At 71.9% G+C, this 18,694-nt stretch carries 21 protein-coding genes; 8 read left to right on the forward strand and 13 right to left on the reverse strand.

Going from position 1 to position 18,694, the window contains the following annotated elements; all coding sequences use genetic code 11:
- Positions 1–36: 36 nt before the first annotated feature.
- Positions 37–1,047 (reverse strand): RNA polymerase sigma factor SigB, encoded by a 1,011-nt coding sequence (gene sigB, locus SM447_RS02675; RefSeq protein ID WP_474571084.1) that lies wholly within the window; start codon positions 1,045–1,047, stop codon positions 37–39.
- A 267-nt stretch (positions 1,048–1,314) separates the two neighbouring features.
- On the opposite strand from sigB, the gene SM447_RS02680 reads away from it, so the two are divergent.
- Positions 1,315–2,103, forward strand: a complete 789-nt coding sequence (locus SM447_RS02680; protein ID WP_474571085.1) for a sporulation protein — start codon at positions 1,315–1,317, stop codon at positions 2,101–2,103.
- A 23-nt stretch (positions 2,104–2,126) separates the two neighbouring features.
- On the opposite strand, the gene SM447_RS02685 is transcribed toward SM447_RS02680, so the two are convergent.
- From SM447_RS02685 to SM447_RS02705, 5 genes are all read right to left on the reverse strand, one after another.
- Positions 2,127–2,567, reverse strand: coding sequence for an SRPBCC family protein (locus SM447_RS02685; protein ID WP_474571086.1), 441 nt, complete (start codon positions 2,565–2,567; stop codon positions 2,127–2,129).
- An 89-nt stretch (positions 2,568–2,656) separates the two neighbouring features.
- Positions 2,657–2,995: an ArsR/SmtB family transcription factor gene (locus tag SM447_RS02690; RefSeq protein WP_474571087.1), complete on the reverse strand. Its 339-nt coding sequence runs from the start codon at positions 2,993–2,995 to the stop codon at positions 2,657–2,659.
- A complete protein-coding gene (locus SM447_RS02695) occupies positions 2,992–3,456 on the reverse strand; it encodes an SRPBCC family protein (protein ID WP_474571088.1) in 465 nt (154 codons plus the stop codon). The genes SM447_RS02690 and SM447_RS02695 overlap by 4 nt, the downstream gene beginning before the upstream one ends.
- Before the next feature lie 78 nt (positions 3,457–3,534).
- Positions 3,535–3,957, reverse strand: coding sequence for a D-aminoacyl-tRNA deacylase (gene dtd, locus SM447_RS02700; RefSeq protein WP_474571089.1), 423 nt, complete (start codon positions 3,955–3,957; stop codon positions 3,535–3,537).
- A complete protein-coding gene (locus SM447_RS02705; RefSeq protein WP_474571090.1) occupies positions 3,957–5,441 on the reverse strand; it encodes a DUF7782 domain-containing protein in 1,485 nt (494 codons plus the stop codon). The genes dtd and SM447_RS02705 overlap by 1 nt, the downstream gene beginning before the upstream one ends.
- A 177-nt stretch (positions 5,442–5,618) precedes the next feature.
- On the opposite strand from SM447_RS02705, the gene SM447_RS02710 reads away from it, so the two are divergent.
- The gene (locus tag SM447_RS02710) at positions 5,619–6,839 is read left to right on the forward strand and encodes a S8 family peptidase (RefSeq protein ID WP_474571091.1); all 1,221 of its coding nucleotides are present in this window, start codon (positions 5,619–5,621) and stop codon (positions 6,837–6,839) included.
- 71 nt (positions 6,840–6,910) lie between these two features.
- Here the strand turns inward: SM447_RS02710 and SM447_RS02715 are convergent, their stop codons facing one another.
- The 3 genes from SM447_RS02715 to SM447_RS02725 all read right to left on the reverse strand — a co-directional run bounded on the left by SM447_RS02715 (position 6,911) and on the right by SM447_RS02725 (position 10,648).
- A complete protein-coding gene (locus SM447_RS02715; RefSeq protein ID WP_474571092.1) occupies positions 6,911–7,984 on the reverse strand; it encodes an ABC transporter ATP-binding protein in 1,074 nt (357 codons plus the stop codon).
- A 13-nt stretch (positions 7,985–7,997) separates the two neighbouring features.
- Entirely contained in the window at positions 7,998–9,533 is a 1,536-nt protein-coding gene (locus SM447_RS02720) for an ABC transporter permease (RefSeq protein ID WP_474571250.1), read from the reverse strand.
- 62 nt (positions 9,534–9,595) lie between these two features.
- Positions 9,596–10,648, reverse strand: coding sequence for an iron ABC transporter substrate-binding protein (locus tag SM447_RS02725; RefSeq protein WP_474571093.1), 1,053 nt, complete (start codon positions 10,646–10,648; stop codon positions 9,596–9,598).
- A gap of 119 nt (positions 10,649–10,767) precedes the next feature.
- On the opposite strand from SM447_RS02725, the gene SM447_RS02730 reads away from it, so the two are divergent.
- Both SM447_RS02730 and SM447_RS02735 read left to right on the forward strand, forming a co-directional pair.
- The gene (locus SM447_RS02730) at positions 10,768–11,343 is read left to right on the forward strand and encodes an HhH-GPD-type base excision DNA repair protein (protein ID WP_474571094.1); all 576 of its coding nucleotides are present in this window, start codon (positions 10,768–10,770) and stop codon (positions 11,341–11,343) included.
- A 37-nt stretch (positions 11,344–11,380) separates the two neighbouring features.
- Complete coding sequence (locus SM447_RS02735; protein WP_474571095.1) at positions 11,381–12,610, forward strand: low temperature requirement protein A; 1,230 nt, start codon at positions 11,381–11,383, stop codon at positions 12,608–12,610.
- A gap of 46 nt (positions 12,611–12,656) precedes the next feature.
- On the opposite strand, the gene SM447_RS02740 is transcribed toward SM447_RS02735, so the two are convergent.
- Positions 12,657–12,968, reverse strand: coding sequence for a hypothetical protein (locus tag SM447_RS02740; RefSeq protein ID WP_474571251.1), 312 nt, complete (start codon positions 12,966–12,968; stop codon positions 12,657–12,659).
- A 2-nt stretch (positions 12,969–12,970) separates the two neighbouring features.
- Positions 12,971–13,270 carry a hypothetical protein gene (locus tag SM447_RS02745; RefSeq protein ID WP_474571096.1) on the reverse strand — a complete coding sequence of 100 codons (300 nt, stop codon included), beginning with the start codon at positions 13,268–13,270 and terminating at the stop codon, positions 12,971–12,973.
- Between the two features lie 110 nt (positions 13,271–13,380).
- Here SM447_RS02745 and SM447_RS02750 point away from each other — a divergent pair, with 110 nt between their 5' ends.
- Positions 13,381–13,743: a DUF3099 domain-containing protein gene (locus SM447_RS02750; RefSeq protein ID WP_474571097.1), complete on the forward strand. Its 363-nt coding sequence runs from the start codon at positions 13,381–13,383 to the stop codon at positions 13,741–13,743.
- A 17-nt stretch (positions 13,744–13,760) separates the two neighbouring features.
- Here the strand turns inward: SM447_RS02750 and SM447_RS02755 are convergent, their stop codons facing one another.
- Positions 13,761–14,639: a carbohydrate kinase family protein gene (locus SM447_RS02755; RefSeq protein ID WP_474571252.1), complete on the reverse strand. Its 879-nt coding sequence runs from the start codon at positions 14,637–14,639 to the stop codon at positions 13,761–13,763.
- A 100-nt stretch (positions 14,640–14,739) separates the two neighbouring features.
- Entirely contained in the window at positions 14,740–15,675 is a 936-nt protein-coding gene (locus tag SM447_RS02760; RefSeq protein ID WP_474571098.1) for a pseudouridine-5'-phosphate glycosidase, read from the reverse strand.
- A gap of 88 nt (positions 15,676–15,763) precedes the next feature.
- Between SM447_RS02760 and SM447_RS02765 the strand changes: the two genes are divergently transcribed.
- The 3 genes from SM447_RS02765 to SM447_RS02775 all read left to right on the forward strand — a co-directional run bounded on the left by SM447_RS02765 (position 15,764) and on the right by SM447_RS02775 (position 18,593).
- Complete coding sequence (locus SM447_RS02765) at positions 15,764–15,982, forward strand: DUF3039 domain-containing protein (RefSeq protein WP_474571099.1); 219 nt, start codon at positions 15,764–15,766, stop codon at positions 15,980–15,982.
- A gap of 39 nt (positions 15,983–16,021) precedes the next feature.
- On the forward strand, positions 16,022–16,675 hold the full coding sequence (locus SM447_RS02770) for a trimeric intracellular cation channel family protein (RefSeq protein WP_474571100.1): 654 nt from the start codon (positions 16,022–16,024) through the stop codon (positions 16,673–16,675).
- A 190-nt stretch (positions 16,676–16,865) separates the two neighbouring features.
- Positions 16,866–18,593, forward strand: coding sequence for a DEAD/DEAH box helicase (locus SM447_RS02775; protein WP_474571101.1), 1,728 nt, complete (start codon positions 16,866–16,868; stop codon positions 18,591–18,593).
- Positions 18,594–18,694: the final 101 nt, after the last annotated feature.

The following is an 18,694-nucleotide window of genomic DNA, read 5'->3' on the forward strand; positions in this document are numbered from 1 at the left end:
CCGGCGAACCGCCGGGCCGACGCGTGGAGGTTCAACTCAGCAGGCGTACGCCTCCAGTCGCTGCGCCCGCTCCGGTGCCCGCAGCTTGAGCAGCGTCACCTTCTCGATCTGCCGGATCCGCTCGCGGGAGAGGCCGAACTCCCGGCCGACCTCGTCCAGGGTGCGCTGCCGACCGTCGTCGAGGCCGAACCGCAGCCGGATGACCGCCTGCTCCCGCTGGGAGAGGGTGGCCAGCACGATGCTCACCTCGTTACGCAGTTCGCCCTGGGTGGCGGCGTCACCCGGCCCGGCGGAGGGGTCGACGGCGGCCACGAAGTCACCGAGGGCGCTCTCCCCGTCCTCGCCGACAGCCTGGTCCAGACTCACCGGCTCCCGGTCGTACGAGATCAGTTCGATCACCTGGAACTCCGGTACGTCGAGCGCGCGGGCCACCTCGGCGACCGAGGGCTCCCGCCCCAGCGACACCGCCAGCTCCCGCCGGGCGCGGACCATCCGGTTCACCTGCTCGACCATGTGGACGGGGATGCGGATGGTGCGGGCCTGGTCGGCCATGGCGCGGGTGATGGCCTGGCGGATCCACCAGGTGGCGTAGGTGGAGAACTTGTAGCCCTTGGTGTAGTCGAACTTCTCGACGGCGCGGATGAGGCCGAGGTTGCCTTCCTGGATGAGGTCGAGGAAGGCCATGCCACGGCCGGTGTACCGCTTGGCGATGCTGACGACCAGGCGCAGGTTCGCCTCCAGCAGGTGGTTCTTGGCGGTCCGGCCCTGTCGCGCGACCAGCTCCAGGTCGGCGCGCAGCTCCTCGGAGACCGGCGTGCAGGTGTTCAGCTTCTCCTCGGCGAACAGGCCGGCCTCGATCCGCTTCGCCAGGTCCACCTCCTGCACGGCGGTGAGCAGCTTCGTCCGACCGATTCCATTGAGGTACGCCCGGACCAGGTCGGTGGAGACGCCGCGTTCGTCGGTGGCGTCCAGGTCGGTCAGGGTGTCGACGCCGTGCTCCGCCTCGGTGCCGGCGTGCGTCCTGTGCTCCGTCATCTGCTGGACCATCTCTGTCTCTCCCCGTGTCCACGTCCGTGCCGTGTCCGTCGGCCAATTGCGCCGGTGACAAACAGCTTGGCGGTCGCGGCGTAAAACGGGAGTGAGGCGATCGGGGAACCGACAGCTGTTCTTCCGAGCGGCTGAGTCGGCACTCGGTGCGGCGGCGTCCCGGCGGTTCGGCCGGCGCGGCTTGTCAGCGACGGTTACCGTGCCAGCGGTCGGCCGTCGGGCCGACGTACCCCGCCCCGATGCGGGCGATGAACGACGGAGGCAATCGTGGTCTTCAAGCGGCTCATGCAGGCGATGGGAGTCGGTGGCCCGTCGGTGGAGACGGTGCTGGCGAACCCGAACTGCCGGCCGGGCGGTCAGCTGGAGGGCAACATCGCCGTCACCGGCGGTGACCATGGGGTCGACGTGTCCTACGTGGCCCTGGGGCTGCTCACCCGGGTGGAGGTGGAGAGCGGCGACAACGAGTACGCCACCAACCAGGAGTTCCAGCGGCAGCAGGTCACCGGCCCGTTCCGGCTGGAGGCCGGGCAGCGCTACGACATCCCGTTCCGGTTCGAGGTGCCGTGGGAGACCCCGCTCACCGAGCTGTACGGGCAGCACCTGCACGGGATGACCATGGGTCTGCGTACCGAACTGGAGGTGGCCCGCGCCGTCGACAAGGGTGACCTGGACGCGGTGGCGGTGCACCCGCTGCCGACCCAGGAACGCCTGCTGGAGGCGCTGCTGCGGCTCGGTTTCCGGTTCGCGCGCGCCGACGTGGAGCGCGGGCACATCTATGGCGTCCACCAGACGCTGCCGTTCTACCAGGAGATCGAGTTCTACCCGGCCCCGCAGTACGCGGGCGCGATGAAGCAGTTGGAGGTCACCTTCGTCACCGACCCTCGACAGGTGCAGGTGGTGCTCGAACTGGACAAGCGGGGCGGGCTGTTCACCGAGGGCCGCGACGTCTTCGGTCGCTTCGCCGTCGAGCACGCCTCGGCGGCCAACACCGACTGGGCCGCCCACCTCGACGGCTGGCTGCGTCAGTCGCTGCAACGCCGCGGCCTCTTCGGCTGAACTCCGCAGGCCCGCGCCGTACCTCAGTGCCAGTTGCTGATCTGCACGTCGTGCGGCGCGGGCTCACCCTTACCCGTCTCGACCAGCCGCTTGAGACTCATCAGGTAGGTCGCCCACTTGGTGCTGCAGTGGGACATGAACTCCACCGGCTCGCGCCAGCCCTCGTGGCGGAACAGCACGATCGTGAAGTCGTCCTCCTGCTTCAGCTCGAAGCGGACCCGGGTGCCGATCCACTCCTCGGGGCCGTCGACCACCTCCCAGAGCACCAGCTCGGCGGGCCGGCTCTCCAGGACCTTCATGTCGAAGCCACCGGGCACGAACCGGAACCGGAGCACCCCTCCGACCGCGCCGTCGCCGTCCGTGTCTCTCGTCCACCAGTTGGCTAGCCCGTCGACCGTGGTCAGGGCGGCGTAGACGTCGTCGGGGGTTGACCGGACGCCGATCCGGTGCAGGATGTCCAGCATTGCGATACCTCATCTCCGGATAGATCGCCCGCTTCCGGGCAGGCTGCATCACCGTCACCGCGGCTGTGGCGACGGTCGTTCGGGTGGGTTCAACCCTGCTGGCTGCGCTGAATCGCCTCGGCGATGCGCTTGATCCGGCGGAGCCGGGCGTCCCAGGTGGCGCCGACCGACGACAGTTGGGCGACCGCGCGAGCGAGTTGTGCCTCGTCCACCTCGTAGCGGCGCTCGCGTCCGGACGGCGTGCCGTGGACCAGTCCGACCCGATCGAGCACGCCGAGATGCTTGGCGACCGCCTGCCGGGTGACCGGCAACTGCTCGCTCAGCGTGGTCGCCGTGCCGCCGCCGTCACTCAGCAGCAGGTCGAGCATCCGTCGCCGGGTCGGGTCCCCGACCGCCGACCAGAGATCGTCGTCGACGGTGACGCTCATCGGGTCGACACCAGCCGGGCGACGTACGTGACGAGACGGGGCAGGAAGTGGTCCCAGCCGGTGACATGGTCGCGGTAGTGCTCTTCGAGCACGGCCGCCTCCCAGCCCTTCTCCCGGAACCCCGTCTCGGTGAGCCGCAGCAGCGTCCCCGCACCCGACGGAACCAGTTCGAAGGTCACCAGGAGCGAGTTGGTGGGCGTCGCGACGGCGGAGGCGTCGTACACCCACCGGAAGGAGAAGCGGCGGGGCGGATCGGCCTCGACCACCGTGAGCGGCTCGATGTGCACGTTCGGCGTCGAGCTGTCGCCGAAGGAGACGAAGCCAATGGCACCGGGGACCGGGTCGAGATCCGCGTCGTCCGGCCACCACTGCCGCAGATGTTCCGGCGCCGTGACGACCTCGTAGACCACCTCCGGCGTGGCGTCGACGTGGATCTCCCGTTCGATGCTCCCGTACTCCATCGCACCCCTCCAGACTGGCAACCAATGGTTGCGTATGACTCTAGGTGGTCAGGTCGGTATGCGCAACCATAGGTTGCGCTATAGGTCGAGGAGGATGGTGCGCGGGCCGACGTTCACGCTCTCCACCAGCATGTGGGCCCGGAACCGGCCGGTCTCGACCGTGGCGCCGCGCTGGCGCAGCGCTCGGACCACCTCCTCGACCAGCGGTTCGGCCACCTCGGCCGGGGCCGCCGCGGTCCAGCTCGGCCGGCGGCCCTTGCGGGCGTCGCCGTAGAGGGTGAACTGGCTGACCACGAGGATGGGCGCGGCGACGTCCGTCGCCGACCGCTCGTCGTCCAGGATGCGTAGCTCGTGCACCTTGCGGGCCATCGTCCGGGCGGTCTCCGGGGTGTCGGTGTGGGTCACCCCGAGCAGCACCAGCAGCCCGTCGGAGATCGCGCCGATCACCTCGCCCTCGACGGTCACGCTGGCCCGACCGACGGTCTGCACCACCGCCCGCATCAGGCGACGACCGGCTCGATGAAGCCCCGCTCGACCAGATGCGCCACGATCGGCCCGGCGGCCTCGGCCAGCTCCCCGGCGACCACGTCGTGGGCGACGGCGAGCAGTGCCAGCTGGTCCCGTAGCGGCAGCCGTCCGTCGGCCCCGCCCACCAGGGCGAGCACCAGTGGGTCGATCTCCTCGGTCCAGCGCAGTCCCTCGGGCATGGTGAGGACCTGCCGGTCCACCGCCCAGCCGTCCGGGCCCATCGTGGCCTCCTGCCGCAGTTGGAGCCCGTCGGTGGCGCGGTAGCGCGCCGCCAGCAGCCCGTCGGTGTCGCGCCCGCGCAGCCAGTCCTGCCGGTCGAACCAGGTGGCGATCCGGTCGCCCATCGGCGGCTGGACCCGCTGTCGCAGGTCCTCCACCCGCAGCACCGGGTCGTCGTGGCCACCCCGACGCAGCGAGACGATGCCGAAACCGATCGCCTCGACCTTGTGCGCGTCGAACCAGTCGAGCCAGTCGGCCATCCGCTGCGGGTCGGCGGCCTCCCCGACATCGGTCAGCCACAGGTTGACGTACGCCATCGGGTCGGCGACCTCGCGCTGGATCACCCAGGCGTCCAGGCCGGTGCCGGCGAACCAGCCAGCCACCCGTTCGCCCCAGTCCTCGCCGGCCACGTGCACCCAGTTGGCGAGGTACTGCATGGTGCCGCCCTCGGTCAGCAGCCCGGGTGCGGCGGCGGCCAGTTCGGCGCCGATCGCGTCGCCGACCCGACCGGAGTCGCGGTAGACATGCGTGGTGACGCCCGGTCCGACCACGAACGGCGGATTGCTCACCACCAGGTCGAAACGACGGCCGGCGACCGGGGCCACCAGATCGCCCCGCAACAGTTCCCAGTCCTGGCCGTTGAGGGCGGCGGTGGTGGCGGCGAAGCGCAGCGCGCGCCGCGACACGTCGGTGGCGGTGACCCGCCGGGCGTGGGTGCCCAGGTGCAGCGCCTGTACCCCCGAGCCGGTGCCGAGGTCGAGCGCGGTGTCCACCGGCCGCCGCACGGCGGCCCCGATCATCGTCTGAGTCGCCCCGCCGATGCCGAGGACGTGCTCGGCGTGCAGCGGGCGGCCGGGGCGGGCGCTGGCCGGCACGTCCGCCAGCACCCACCACTCATCGCCGTACGGCTCCAGGTCCAGGCCCATCCGCAGGCCGTCGTCGTGCCGTTCGACCAGCCCCGCGTCGAGCGCCTCGGCGAGCGACAACGGCGCGAGCGCGGCGGCGACGGCGGCCTCCGGCTCGGTCTGCTCGCAGATGAAGACCCGGATCAGGGTGGCGAGCGGATCCCCGTCGGTGGTGGCGCGCAGCGCGGCCCGGAAGTCGTTGCGAGCGACTCCGCCGGTCGCCTGTGGGCCGAGTCGCCCGGCGATGCCGTTGGCGGTGAAGCCGGCCCGGGTCAGCGCGGTCCGCAGCGCCTCGACGCCGGCGGGGGAGAGCAGCATGTCGTGTCCGTCCACACCGTCATCCTGCCTGGTGGCGTCGGCTCCGGAGAGCACCGCCCGTGACATTTGAAATCTATCGACGAGCATCTCTGTCATATTCGTCGATCTGAGGCTAGCATCTCCTCCAACTCAGTCCAGGGTGCGGACCGCCCGGCCAGAAGCCCGGTCGGCCGCCCAGGTAAGGGAGGCACCATGTCCTCAGGGTCCACCGCGCGACGGCAGCTCATCCGGGCGCTCGCCGTCGTCGCCACCGCGGCGGCCGTCTCGGCGGCCGGCACCACCGCGGCGGTAGCCGCACCCACCGGCGAGATCCGTGGCGCCGGCGTGTCGAACGCGGTCAGCGGAAGCTACCTGGTCGTGCTGCGCACCGACGTCGTCGGTGCCGCCGGTTCGTCGACCGCTCGCTCCGCCGTGCCGGACCGGGCCAGCGCCCTGGTCAAGCGGTACGGGGGCAGTGTCTCCGGCACCTACAGCGCCGCGCTGACCGGTTTCGCGGCCAAGATGAACGCGACCCAGGCGGCCCGGCTCGCGGCCAACCCGGCGGTGGCCTACGTGGAGCAGGACCAGGTGATCACCCTCCAGGCGACCCAGACCAACGCGACCTGGGGCCTGGACCGCATCGACCAGCGGAACCGCCCGCTGAGCACCACCTACACCTACCCGAACACCGCCTCGAACGTGCGGGCGTACATCATCGACACCGGCATCCGCACCAGCCACAACGACTTCGGCGGCCGGGCCACCTGGGGCACCAACACGGTGGACAGCAACAACACCGACTGCAACGGCCACGGCACCCACGTCGCCGGCACCGTCGGTGGTTCGACCTACGGTGTGGCCAAGGGTGTCCGCCTGGTCGCGGTGAAGGTGCTCAACTGCTCCGGCGGCGGCACCACCACCAGCGTCGTCAACGGCGTGAACTGGGTGACCGCCAACGCGGTGAAGCCGGCCGTGGCGAACATGAGCCTCGGCGGCGGCGCCAGCAGCTCCATCGACAACGCGGTGGCCAACTCGATCGCCTCCGGCGTCAGCTACGCGGTGGCGGCGGGCAACTCCAACGCCAACGCCTGCAACTACTCACCGGCCCGGACCTCGACCGCGATCACCGTCGGTTCGACCACCAGCACCGACGCCCGCTCCTCGTTCTCCAACTACGGCTCGTGCGTGCACATCTTCGCCCCGGGTTCGAGCATCTCGTCGGCCTGGCACACCAGCAACACCGCGACCAACACCATCAGCGGCACCTCGATGGCCTCGCCGCACGTGGCCGGCGCCGCCGCCCTCGTGCTCGGTGCCAACCCGTCCTACTCGCCGGCCCAGGTCAAGAGCTACCTGATCAACAACGCCACCACCGGCGTGGTGACCAGCCCCGGCTCGGGCTCGCCGAACCGCCTGCTCTTCGTGGTCAACTGACCTCGACGTGAGCACCGGCCCGGCGGACGGCTCGACCCGATCCGCCGGGCCGCCTCACGTTGGTGCCCGTCTCACCCGGCGAGGTCCACCGGCAGTGCGGCCGGACGGCCGGGAGCGGCGTCCGCCGGGAACGCCCGAGCCGTACCGTCCACGCGCACCGTCACCTCACCGCCAGGGGCCACGGCGGCGTCGCCGTCGAGGATCCTGGCGGTGACCCGGGTGCCGTCGGTCAGCCGGAGCCCGACCAGCGCGTCGTGGCCGTGGAAGTCGTGTCGCAGGACGGTCGCGGGGACCGCGCCCGGACCGGCCGTGAAGCGAACCTGTTCGGGGCGGACCAGCACGGTGACCGGACCGTCCGCCACGGCACCGGCGACCGGTACGACGCCCAGCGCGGTCCGCGCGGCGCCCCCCTCGACGACGGCCGGTAGCAGCACCGCGTCACCGACGAAGTCCGCCACCCAGGGGTCGGCCGGCTCGCGGTAGATGGTGGTCGGTGTGGCGGCCTGCACCACCCGCCCGTCGCGCAGCACCACCACCTGGTCGGCCACCGACAGCGCCTCACCCTGGTCATGGGTGACCAGCACACCGGTGGCGCCGTCGGCGCGCAGCGCCTCACGTACGTCGTGGCGCAGCGCGGCCCGCAGGCCCGCGTCGAGGGCGCTGAACGGCTCGTCCAGCAGCACCACCGACGGGCGGGGGGCCAGGGCACGGGCCACCGCCACCCGCTGCTGCTGCCCGCCGGAGAGCTGGTGCGGCATCCGGCCGCCGAATCCGGCTAGCCCGACCAGGGCCAGCACCTCCTCGACCCGGTCGACCCGACGGGCGGATCGGTCGAGACCGTAGCCGACGTTGTCTGCCACGCTGAGATGGGGGAAGAGGGCGCCCTCCTGGGGCACCACCGCGATGTGGCGGCGGTGGGCCGGGAGATGCCGGCCCCCGCCGGCCACCAGCTTGCCGTCGATGCGGATCTCGCCGGCGTCCAGCCGCTCGAAACCGGCGAGGCAGCGCAGCAGGGTGGTCTTGCCGCAGCCGGACGGGCCCAGTACGGCGGTCAGCCGACCCGACGGCACGTCGAGGTCCACCCCGGCCAGGGCGGTGACCCGTCCGTACCGCTTGATGACGCCACTGACCACGACCTCGCTCATGACGGCCTTCCGCTCATGGCTGCTTCTCCTTGTCGAGTAACCCGCTGCGGGCGACCAGCAGCCAGGTGGGCAGTGCCGAGATCGCCACCAGCAGCGCGGCATAGGGCGCGGCGGCGGCGTACGCACCGACGGCCGTACTGGTCCACAGCTCGGTGGCCAGGGTGTCCGTTCCGGTGGGGCGTAGCAGCAGGGTGGCGGGGAGCTCCTTCATCCCGGTGAGGAAGACCAGCGCGGCCCCCGCGCCGATGCCCGGCAGGACCAGCGGCAGGGTCACCGTCCGCAGGACCGTCCACGGTCCGCGACCGAGGGAGCGGGCCACCTCCTCCAGCCCGGTGGGGGACTGGGCGGCGGCGCCGGCCACCGCACCGACCGCGAGCGGCAGGAACAGCGTCGCGTACGCCAGGGCCAGCAGCCAGCGGGTCTGGTAGAGCGGGTACGCCACGTTGATGCCGAAGAAGATGAGGGAGAGTCCGACCACCACACCGGGCAGTGCGTGACCGAGGTACGCCAGCCGGTCGAGGGTGGTCGTCAACGGCCCCGGCGCGCGGGCCGCGAGCAGGCCGAGGGGCAGCGCCAGCGCCATGGTCAACGCGGCGCCGGCCAGCGAGACGGTCAGCGAGTTCCCGGCCGCGGTGAGCACCTCGGCCAGCGCACCCGGACGGGACACCCCGGCGGCGAGCCGCCGTCCCAGGCTGACCGCCGGAACGCCGAGGGCCAACCCGGCGACACCGACCAGGGCCGCCACCGCGGGCCAGCGTGCCGGCCCCAGTGCCACCCGTGGTGCCGGACGGCGCGCGCCGCCGAGTCGGGCGTACCGGGCACCGCGTCGGCGGGTGGCGGTCTCGCCGGCCAGCAGCAGCACCGTCAGTGCGACCAGCACACCGGAGAGCACCAGCGCTCCGGTGCGGTCGAAGCCGAGGTCGAAGGCGACGAAGATGGCTCGGGTGAAGGTGTCGGCGCGCAGGATGGAGACCGCGCCGAAGTCGGAGAGCACGTAGAGGGCGACCAGCAGCGCCCCGGCGCCGGTGGCGGGTCGGATCTGCCGCAACGTCACCGCGGTGAAGGTGCGCCAGCCGCTGCGCCCCAGCGACCGGGAGACCTCCTCCTGGGCGGGGTCCGCGCCGCGCAGCGCGGCTGCCACCGGCAGCAGCACGTACGGGTAGGAGCAGAGCGTGAGCACCAGCGCAGCCGGCCAGAAGCCCTCCAGCCGCGGCGCGGTCGAGACCCAGGCGAACGCCGCGATGTAGGTGGGCACCGCCAGGGGCAGCGCCGCCAGCATCGCGAACAGTCGACGTCCGGGCAGGTCGGTGCGGGTGACCAGGAAGGCGGTGCCGACCCCGAGCAGCACGCAGGCCGCCGTCACCACCGTGGCCAGCCCGAGGCTGCGCAGGGCGAGCAGGCCGACCCGCTCGGTCCACAGCTCCGCGACGATCCGGTCCCACCCCGCCTCGGCGGTGCGTACCGCGAGGTAGACCAGCGGGATCAGGGCGACGGCCACCGCGCCGGTGGAGGCCGCGAGCAGCGCCGGCCGGGGGGCCAGCCGTCGCAGGACGGAGATGCCCGACAGGGCCACCGCGGTGCGGGGCGGCCCTGCGACGGTTGGCGGAGCGGTCAGGGGACCAGCCCCGAATTCTTGATCATGGTCACGGTGGCCTCCAGCGTGTCCAGGTCGTTCAGGTCCACCTCGGGCACCGCCAGGTCGGCCAGCGGCGGCACGTACGCCGGACCCGGCACGCCGGCGACCACCGGGTACTCGAAGGTCTGCTCGGCGAAGTACGTCTGGGCCTCCTCGCCGAGCAGGAAGTCCAGGAACTGCTGCACATCAGGGTCGCTGGCGGAGCGGTTGAGCACCCCCACGCCGGCCACGTTGACCAGGGCGCCGGTGTCTCCGCCGGAGAAGAAGTGCAGCTTGGCCTTGAGGTTCTCCGGGGTGGTGCCCTGCTCCTTGGCGATCTCGCCCAGGTAGTAGTGGTTGGCGAGGCCGACCGGGACGCTGCCGTTGTTAACGTCCTCGATGATCTTGATGTTGCCGTCGCGGATCTGCGGGTCGTTGGCCTTGATCCCGGCCAGGAACTCCTCGGCCCTGGCGTCACCGTGCTGCACCCGCATCGCGGTGACGAACGCCTGGAACGAGGCGTTGGTCGGGGCGAGGGCGACCTTGCCCTTCCAGGCCGGGTCGGTCAGGTCGAAGACGGACTTCGGCAACTGGTCGGCCGGGACCAGGTCGGGGTTGTAGGCCAGTACCCGCGCCCGGGCGCTCACGCCGACCCACTGGCCGGTGCTGGCCCGGTAGGTCTGCGGCACCTTCGACGTGGTGGCCTCGGGCAGCGTGCTGAACATCCCGCGCTTGGCGACGGTGCCCAGCGCACCGGCGTCCTGGGCGAAGAACACGTCCGCCGGTGACTTGTCGCCCTCCTCGACCAGCTGGGCGGCGAGCTGCGCGGTGCTGGCGTAGCGCGGCCGTACCGTGATGCCGGTCTGCGCGGTGAACTTCTCCAACAGCGGCTTGACCAGCTGCTCGTTGCGCCCGCTGTAGACGGTGATCTGCTTGTCGTCCGGCTTGCCGGGATCGGTGTCACCGTCCCCGTCGGATCCACAGGCGGCCAGGCCCACGGTGAGCAGGCCGGCGGCGAGCAGCGCGGTGGCGCGGCGGGTGACTGACACGGTGAGACCCTTCCCCAGGTCGGAACGACCGACCGGAAGTTAGCACAGGCTAACCTCACCCGCCATCGCGGTAGGGGGCGGATCACGTCGACCGGGCCGCGAAAGGGCAGGATGGGGGCATGACGCTCGCGCTGCCCATCGACCCGGAGGCGAACCGGCTGCTGGCCCGCAGCCCGCTCGCCCTGCTGGTCGGCATGGTCCTGGACCAGCAGGTCTCGATGGAGAAGGCGTTCTCCTCGCCGTACGTCCTGGTTCAGCGGCTCGGACACGACCTGGACGCCCGGGAGCTGGCCGAGTTCGACCCGGACGCACTGGTGGCGATCTTCGCCGAGCCGCCGGCGCTGCACCGGTTTCCGAAGGCGATGGCGGCCCGCGTGCAAGAGGTGTGCCGGGTGCTGGTCGAGCGCTGCGACGGCGACGCCGCCCGGCTCTGGGCCGACCCGGCCGACGGCCGTGAACTGCTCGGACGGATCACCGCTCTGCCCGGGTTCGGTCGGCAGAAGGCACAGATCTTCCTCGCGCTGCTCGGCAAGCGGTTCGGCGTACGACCGCCGGGATGGCAGGAGGCGGCCGGCGACTACGGCGACCCGGACGCGCACCGATCCGTCGCCGATGTCACCGATGCCGAGTCGCTGCGCCTGGTCCGGGAGTACAAACAGCAGATGAAGGCGGCGGCGAAGGCCGGCAAGGACTAGACCGGGGCCGCCGGCGACGACGGCATGGGGGCGGCCAATGGCGGCGCAGCGGGGCGGTGCGCTACTCCGCGGCGAGACCGGCATGTCGCGCGCCACCTTCCTGGAGCTCTTCCTCGACCTGGCGCTCGTCTTCGCGCTGACCCGGGTGTCGGTGCGCTTCATCGACGAGATCGAGCACGGGCTGACCGTGATGGGTTTCCTGGAGACCCTGATCCTCTTCCTCGTCATCTGGCACGTCTGGACGTTGATCAATTGGGTCACCAGCCGGTATGAGCCGGAAGCTCTGACGATCGAGTTCGTCGTGGTCGGGACGATGTTCTGCAGCCTGGTGATGGCCGTCACCCTGCCCCGGGCGTTCGAGGAGCGGGCACTGCTGTTCGTGGTGGCGTACCTGGCGGCGGTGATCGGCCGTCCCGTGCTGATCGCCACCGTCCTGGGCCGCCATCCGCGCCGTACCGTGCCGTGGCGGCTCGCCGCGTGGGCGGCCGTATCGGGGGTGTTCTGGCTGGCAGGTGCCGTCGGGCTCGACGGCATGCGGTTCGGGCTGTGGGTCATGGCCATAAGCATCGACATGGTCGGATATCTGCTGGGCTGGCCGGTGCCCGGGCTGGGCCGGGCACCGGCCTCGGCCTGGCGGATCGCCGGTGAGCACATGGCCGAGCGCTACCAGCAGATCTTCCTCATCGCGCTGGGCGAGACGATCCTGGTCATCGGCATCACCTACAGCGGCGAGGGCTACGGGAGACTGGCGGCGACGGCCTTCACGGTCGCCTTCCTCACCACCGCGTTGCTCTGGCGGATCTACTTCCACCGCGCCGGCCACCTGCTCGCCGAGGCGCTGCGGCTGGCCCGTACGCCGGGTCGACTCGGTGCTTCGACGTCCATCACCCACCTGGTCATGGTGCTCGGCGTGCTGCTCACCGGGGTCGGCTACGAGTTGGTGATCGTGAAGCCGTTCGACCGGGTCGAACCGGCCTGGCTGCTCTTCGTCGTCGGCGGCCCGGTCCTGTTCCTGGCGGGGCGGATCCGTTTCGAGTACGAGATCTTCGCCCGGATATCCCGGGCGCGGGTGCTGGTGGTGCTGGCGCTGGTCGGGTCCGCGCCACTGCTCCTGCTCGGGACACCGATGCTCGCGCTGTCCGTGGTCGCCACCTGGTTGGCCGTGGTCGTCGTCGTGGACGTGCTGCGCGGCCGGCACCGGCCGATGGAGCCCTCGGCCTCTCCACTGGGTCGCATGGAACCGGGTGGGGGCAACTTCCCGACCTGATCCCGTGGGCGGCGCTCGTCAGGCGGCGCTCGTCAGGCGGCGCTCGTCAGGCGGCGCTCGGGTGGGCGAGGGAGGCGATGGCCCGTCGCACGTCGGCCAGCGACACGGTGGCCGAGTCGTCCAGGTCGGCCAGGCCGGCCTCGATCCACTGCCGCATCAGCGTGGTCACACCGATGCCCCGGGCGTCGGCGGCGGCCCGTACCCGTTCGTACGTCTCCAACGGCAGGCGGACCGACCGGCTGACCATCGGGGTCTCGGTGTCGGGGCTGGGCAGCTCGACCGCCTGACTCTCGTCGATCAGATCGGCGAACCGGTCGCCGCCGCTGTGGAACTGCTTGGTCGCGTCGTGACGGTTCATCGTCACCGCCTCCTCGTCTCCGGAGATCGTCGCACGGCCTCGTCATAGCGTTTGGTCTCGACGTCGCTCAGCTCGCGGGCGGAGAGAACGTCCCAGTCGTTGTCGGTGCCGTCGGCCTCGGCCAGTAGCACGGCCACCCGACGGCCGCGGGCGGTGGCGGCGTAGACCACCATCACGTCGTCGCCGAGGTGACGGATGACCCGCCGGCCGCTGTGCAGCGCCTCCCAGACTTCCCCCGGCGTGACGTCGTAGACGCGCAGATTGGCCAGCGCCTCGTCGGTGAAGCTGAACCTGCTGCCCACCCGGTCAGCGTACCACGTACGTAACACGCCAGCCCGGGGACGACGATTCTCGCCGCTGGTCCGGTCGGAGTGACAGGATGGGGTGCGACCCCTCCGGAGGAGGTACCACGGTGAAGCATCAGGCGTACCGGCCGATCCTCATCACCGACGCCTCGCGCAGCCAGGATGATCAACTGACCAGCCGGCAGCGGCGCTATGTCGTGATGATGGGCGTCCGCGTCGTCTGTGTGATCGTCGGCGCGATCCTGGTCGGCGTGCGGGCACCCCTGCTCTGGCTCTGGCTGCCCCTGGTCGCCCTGGGGATGGTGCTCATCCCGTGGCTGGCGGTGCTGCTGGCCAACGACCGACCTCCCAAGGAGCGCCACCGCCTCGCCAACCGATTCTCGTCGCGTTCGGCGACCGAGGCGGCTCCACCCCCGCTGAGTCTCGCGGCCGAGGAGCGGCCACACAAGATCATCGACGCTGAACCCTGATCCCGCCGGGCCCGCGTTCAGCGAGCCGGGCGGGCACCCACCTGAGCGACCGCCGCGGCACCGAGATCGGTGGCCCGGGCCAGAGCGGCGTGCGGGGTCGCCCCGGCCAGCCAGGCGTTCAGCAGGCCCGCCGCGAAGGCGTCACCCGCCCCGGTCACGTCGCGCACCGCCACCCGGCGGGCGGGCACGGTGACGAGTGCGGCATCGCGATCCACCCAGGTCGCGCCGCGCCCGCCGCGCTTGACCACCACGCGGCGGGCGGCGGCGACGAGGGCCCTTCCCTGCGCCGCCGGTTCGAGTCCGCCGGCCAGCACCGTCGCCTCGTCGACGTTCACCAGTAGCAGGTCGACCTCGCGTACCCAGGTCAGGAACGCCGCAGCCCCGACCGCCCGCAGCGGCGCCGCCGAGGCCGCGTCGACACTGGTGGTGAGGCCACGCTCGCGGGCGCCGGCCAGTGCCCGCAGGCCGGCTGGCCGGGAGTCGGCGTCCAGCAGGGTGTACCCGGACAGGTGCAGATGTGTCGCGTCCGGCGTGCCGGCCAGGACCGCGTCGACGTGACCGGGGCGCAGGCGCACGTTCGCACCGCGCTCAGTGATCATCGTGCGTTCGTGGCCGGCCGTCAGCACGATCACCGTGCCGGTGGCGGACCCGACGACCCGCTCCACCGCGCAGTCGACTCCGGCGGCGGTCAACTCCGTCACCCGGTCACGTCCGGGGCCGTCGTCACCGACCGCGCCCACCAGCGTCACCGGTACGCCCTGGGCGGCGAGCCAGGACGCGGTGTTGGCCGCCTGCCCGCCCCCGGTCGACCGGATCGTCGCCGGGGTGTCGGAGCCGGCGGCCAGCGGACCGGCGAGCACCGCCACCACGTCGGTGACCACGTCACCGACGACCAGGACGCGGCCGCCCCGGGGTCGGTCCCGGGAGCCGTCCGCGCGGGGTGGGGTGCCGCCCGGCCCGGCCGCCTCACTCACGCCGCCGCCTCGCTTCGCCCGCTCACGCCGGTGCGTCGGCTCGGCGGCGGGCCGCGGCGACCGCGATCCGGGCGGCGAGATCGGCGTTGCGGAGGATGATCCGGACATTGACCGCCAGGCTGGCGCCCTCGGTGGCGGAGTGGAAGTGAGCCAGCAGGTACGGCGTGACGGCCTTTCCGGTCACCCCGTCGCGCTCGAGCAGCGCAAGACCCTCGGCGAGCGTGCGGTCGTGCAGGTCCGGGTCGAGCTGCTCGTCGGTGGGCAGCGGGTTGGCCACGATCAGTCCGCCACGGTGCGCGCGGTGCTGCTCGCGGGCGGCCAGGGCGTCGGCGACCAGTTCGGGCGAGTCGACCGACCAGTCCAGGTCGAAGCCGCCGTCGGTGATGAAGAAGCCCGGGAACCGACGGGTGCGGTAGCCGACCACGGCCACCCCGAGGGTCTCCAGACGCTCCAGGGTGGCTCCGACGTCGAGGATCGACTTCACCCCGGCACAGACCACCGCTATCGGAGTACGCGCCAGGGTGACCAGGTCGGCCGACTCGTCGAAGGTCTGCGCCGCCTCGCGGTGCACCCCGCCCAGGCCACCGGTGGCGAACACGCCGATGCCCGCCGCCGCCGCCACGGCGCTGGTCGCGGCCACGGTGGTGGCACCGTCCGCCCCGGTCGCGGCGGCCACCGCGAGGTCACGCACGGAGAGTTTGGTCACGCCGTCGGCGGTGGCCAGTCGGGTCAGTTCGGCGTCGTCCAGGCCCACCACGAGCTCCCCGGCGACCATGCCGATGGTGGCGGGCACGGCGCCGGCCTCCCGGACGGCCTGTTCGATCTGCCGGGCCACCCGAAGATTGTCCGGCCGGGGCAGCCCGTGCGAGACGATGGTGCTCTCCAGGGCGACCACGGGACCCTGCTCGCGCAGGGCCCGGGCCACCTCGGTGCCGTAGCGAAGGTGAAAGTCGGTCACAATCGCTCACCGTACGCCCGCCACGCGGGTCACCTCAGGTGGACCGGGTGAGGGTGACCTGCCAAACTTGTCGGTCGGAGGTGCAGACGTGAGTACACAGGTCCTCGAACGTCCCGAGCTGAAGGACGCCGACACCGGTCCGGAGATGTTCCACTACGTCCGGAAGGAAAAGATCGCCGAAAGTGCCGTCATGGGCACCTTCGTCGTCGCGCTGTGCGGGGAGACGTTTCCGGTCACGAAGACGCCCAAGCCGGGTTCGCCGGTCTGCCCCAAGTGCAAGGAGATCTACGACTCGTACCAGGACTGAGCCGGGCGACCCCCGCGACGGCCCGCGTAACCTGCGGCGGTGACCACCTCCACCGCCCTTCTCCTGGCTGACCTGGCCGGGGTCGCGGTCTTCGCCGCCTCGGGCGCCTCCGCGGCGGTGGCCAAACGACTTGACCTCTTCGGCGTCGTCTTCGTCGGCTTCGTGGCCGCCCTCGGTGGCGGGATCGTCCGGGACCTGGTCATCGACGAGGTTCCGCCGCTGGCCTTCGCCGACTGGCGGTACGCGACCGCCGCCGCCGTGACCGCGGCGGCCGTCTTCTGGCTGCACCCGCAACTGGCCCGGCTGCGTACCACCGTTCTGGTACTGGACGCGGCCGGGCTCGGCCTGTTCACCGTCGTCGGCACGCTGAAGGCTCTCGAGGCCCAGGTGCCGGCGGTCGGCGCCTGCCTGATCGGCATGCTCACCGCGATCGGTGGTGGACTCGGGCGAGACCTGCTCACCGGTGAGATCCCGGTGGTGCTGCGGCGGGAGATCTACGCCGTCGCGTCGCTCGGCGGTTCGATCGTGGTGGTGCTGCTGTACGGCCTGGGTTACACCGGGCCGGTCCCGCTCACCGCCGCCGTGGTCCTGGTCTTCGGCGTACGCCTGGTGGCGCTGCGGCGGCGCTGGTCGGCGCCGGTGGCGACGCTGCGCCCGCCGCCCCCCGGCCGGTCGGGGCTCTCGCCCGAGTGAGCGATGGTGGCGCAGGGCACGCTGTGGCCGCTGTGGCGTCGCGTGGGCTCCGGGACCGGTCCTGGTTATGCTGAGTCGGCCTTCGCGGCTCGGCTGCGCGGAGGCATTTTCGTGGGGCGGGCACCGTGCCCCTCGGCCCGGGTCCGCCGGCCTGCGGCCGGGAACCGTGCGGCCGGAGAGGAGCGAACGCGTGGCAGTCCGGACGCCGGAGCTCGAGACGTTCCCGCCCCTGCGCGCCTGGCAGCGCAAGGCTCTGGTGGAGTACCTGCGCCGTCGCGCCGAGGACTTCACGGCGGTCGCCACCCCGGGGGCCGGGAAGACCACCTTCGCCCTGCGGATCGCCGCCGAGCTGCTCGCCGACGGCAGTGTCGAGGCGGTCACCGTGGTGGCCCCGACCGAGCACCTGAAGACCCAGTGGGCGGAGTCGGCGGCCCGGGTGGGCATCCAGCTCGACGCCGCCTTCCGCAACGCCGACCTGCACTCCTCGGCGGACTTCCACGGTGCCGTGGTCACCTACGCCCAGGTCGGCATGGCGCCGCACGTGCACCGCCGCCGCACCATGACCCGACGGACCCTGGTCATCCTCGACGAGATCCACCACGCCGGTGACTCGCGTACCTGGGGTGACGGGGTGAAGGCGGCCTTCGAGCCCGCGGTACGCCGGCTGATGCTGACCGGTACGCCCTTCCGGTCCGACGACAACCCCATCCCGTTCGTCAGCTACGAGCGGGGTGACGACGGCCTGCTGCGTTCCCGGGCCGACTCGGTCTACGGCTACAGCGACGCGCTGCGCGACGGCGTGGTGCGGCCGGTGCTGTTCCTGGCGTACTCGGGGGAGACCCGGTGGCGCACCAACGCCGGGGAGGAACTGGCGGCCCGGCTGGGTGAGCCGATGACGCAGGATCTCGTCGCCCAGGCCTGGCGTACCGCCCTGGATCCGGCGGGCGACTGGATGCCCCAGGTGCTGCGGGCCGCTGACGCCCGGCTGACCGTGCTGCGGGAGGCGGGCATGCCCGACGCCGGTGGGCTCGTCATCGCCAGCGACCAGCAGACGGCCCGCTCGTACGCCAAGCTCATCGAGCAGGTGACGGGGGAGAAGGCGGCCGTCGTGCTCTCCGACGACGCGGGCGCTTCGGCCCGGATCGCGACGTTCGCGGCGTCCGAGCAACGCTGGCTGGTCGCGGTACGGATGGTGTCCGAAGGTGTCGACATCCCCCGGTTGGCCGTCGGTGTGTACGCGACCAGCGCGAGTACCCCGCTGTACTTCGCGCAGGCGATCGGGCGGTTCGTCCGGGCCCGTCGCCCGGGGGAGACCGCGTCGGTCTTCCTGCCCAGCGTGCCGCACCTGCTCGGGTTGGCCAGCGAGATGGAGGCCGAACGGGACCACGTGCTCGGCAAGCCGAAGGACCGCGAGGGCTTCGACGACGATCTGCTGGAGCGAGCCCAGCGCGACGAGCAGGCGAGCGGAGAACTGGAGAAGCGTTTCGCCGCGCTCTCCGCCACCGCCGAACTGGATCAGGTGATCTTCGACGGCGCCTCGTTCGGTACGGCGGCGCAGGCCGGCACCCCCGAGGAGGAGGAGTACCTGGGCCTGCCCGGACTGCTCACCCCGGACCAGGTGGCGTCGCTGCTCGCCAAGCGGCAGGCCGATCAGCTGGCCGCCCAGCGACGTCGGGCGACCGAGCGGGCGGGGTCCGCTGCGCCCACGGCCGCGCCAGCGGCGCCGATGAGCGCCGCCCAGCGGCGGGTGGCACTACGCCGCCAGCTCAACGCCCTGGTCGCGGCCCAGCATCACCGTACCGGCCAGCCGCACGGCAAGATCCACGCCGAGCTGCGCCGCATCTGCGGCGGCCCCCCCAGCGCCCAGGCCACCATCGAACAACTCGAAGAACGCATAGCCACCGTCCAAACCCTCTAACCCCTCACCCCACCGCCCCCGAGTTCACCTCCCCGCCCGGTTGATCATGAAGTTGTTGTGGTGGGCAAACGCTTGCCAAGGGCAACAACTTCATGATCAAC

Source organism: Micromonospora aridisoli, assembly GCF_056150025.1.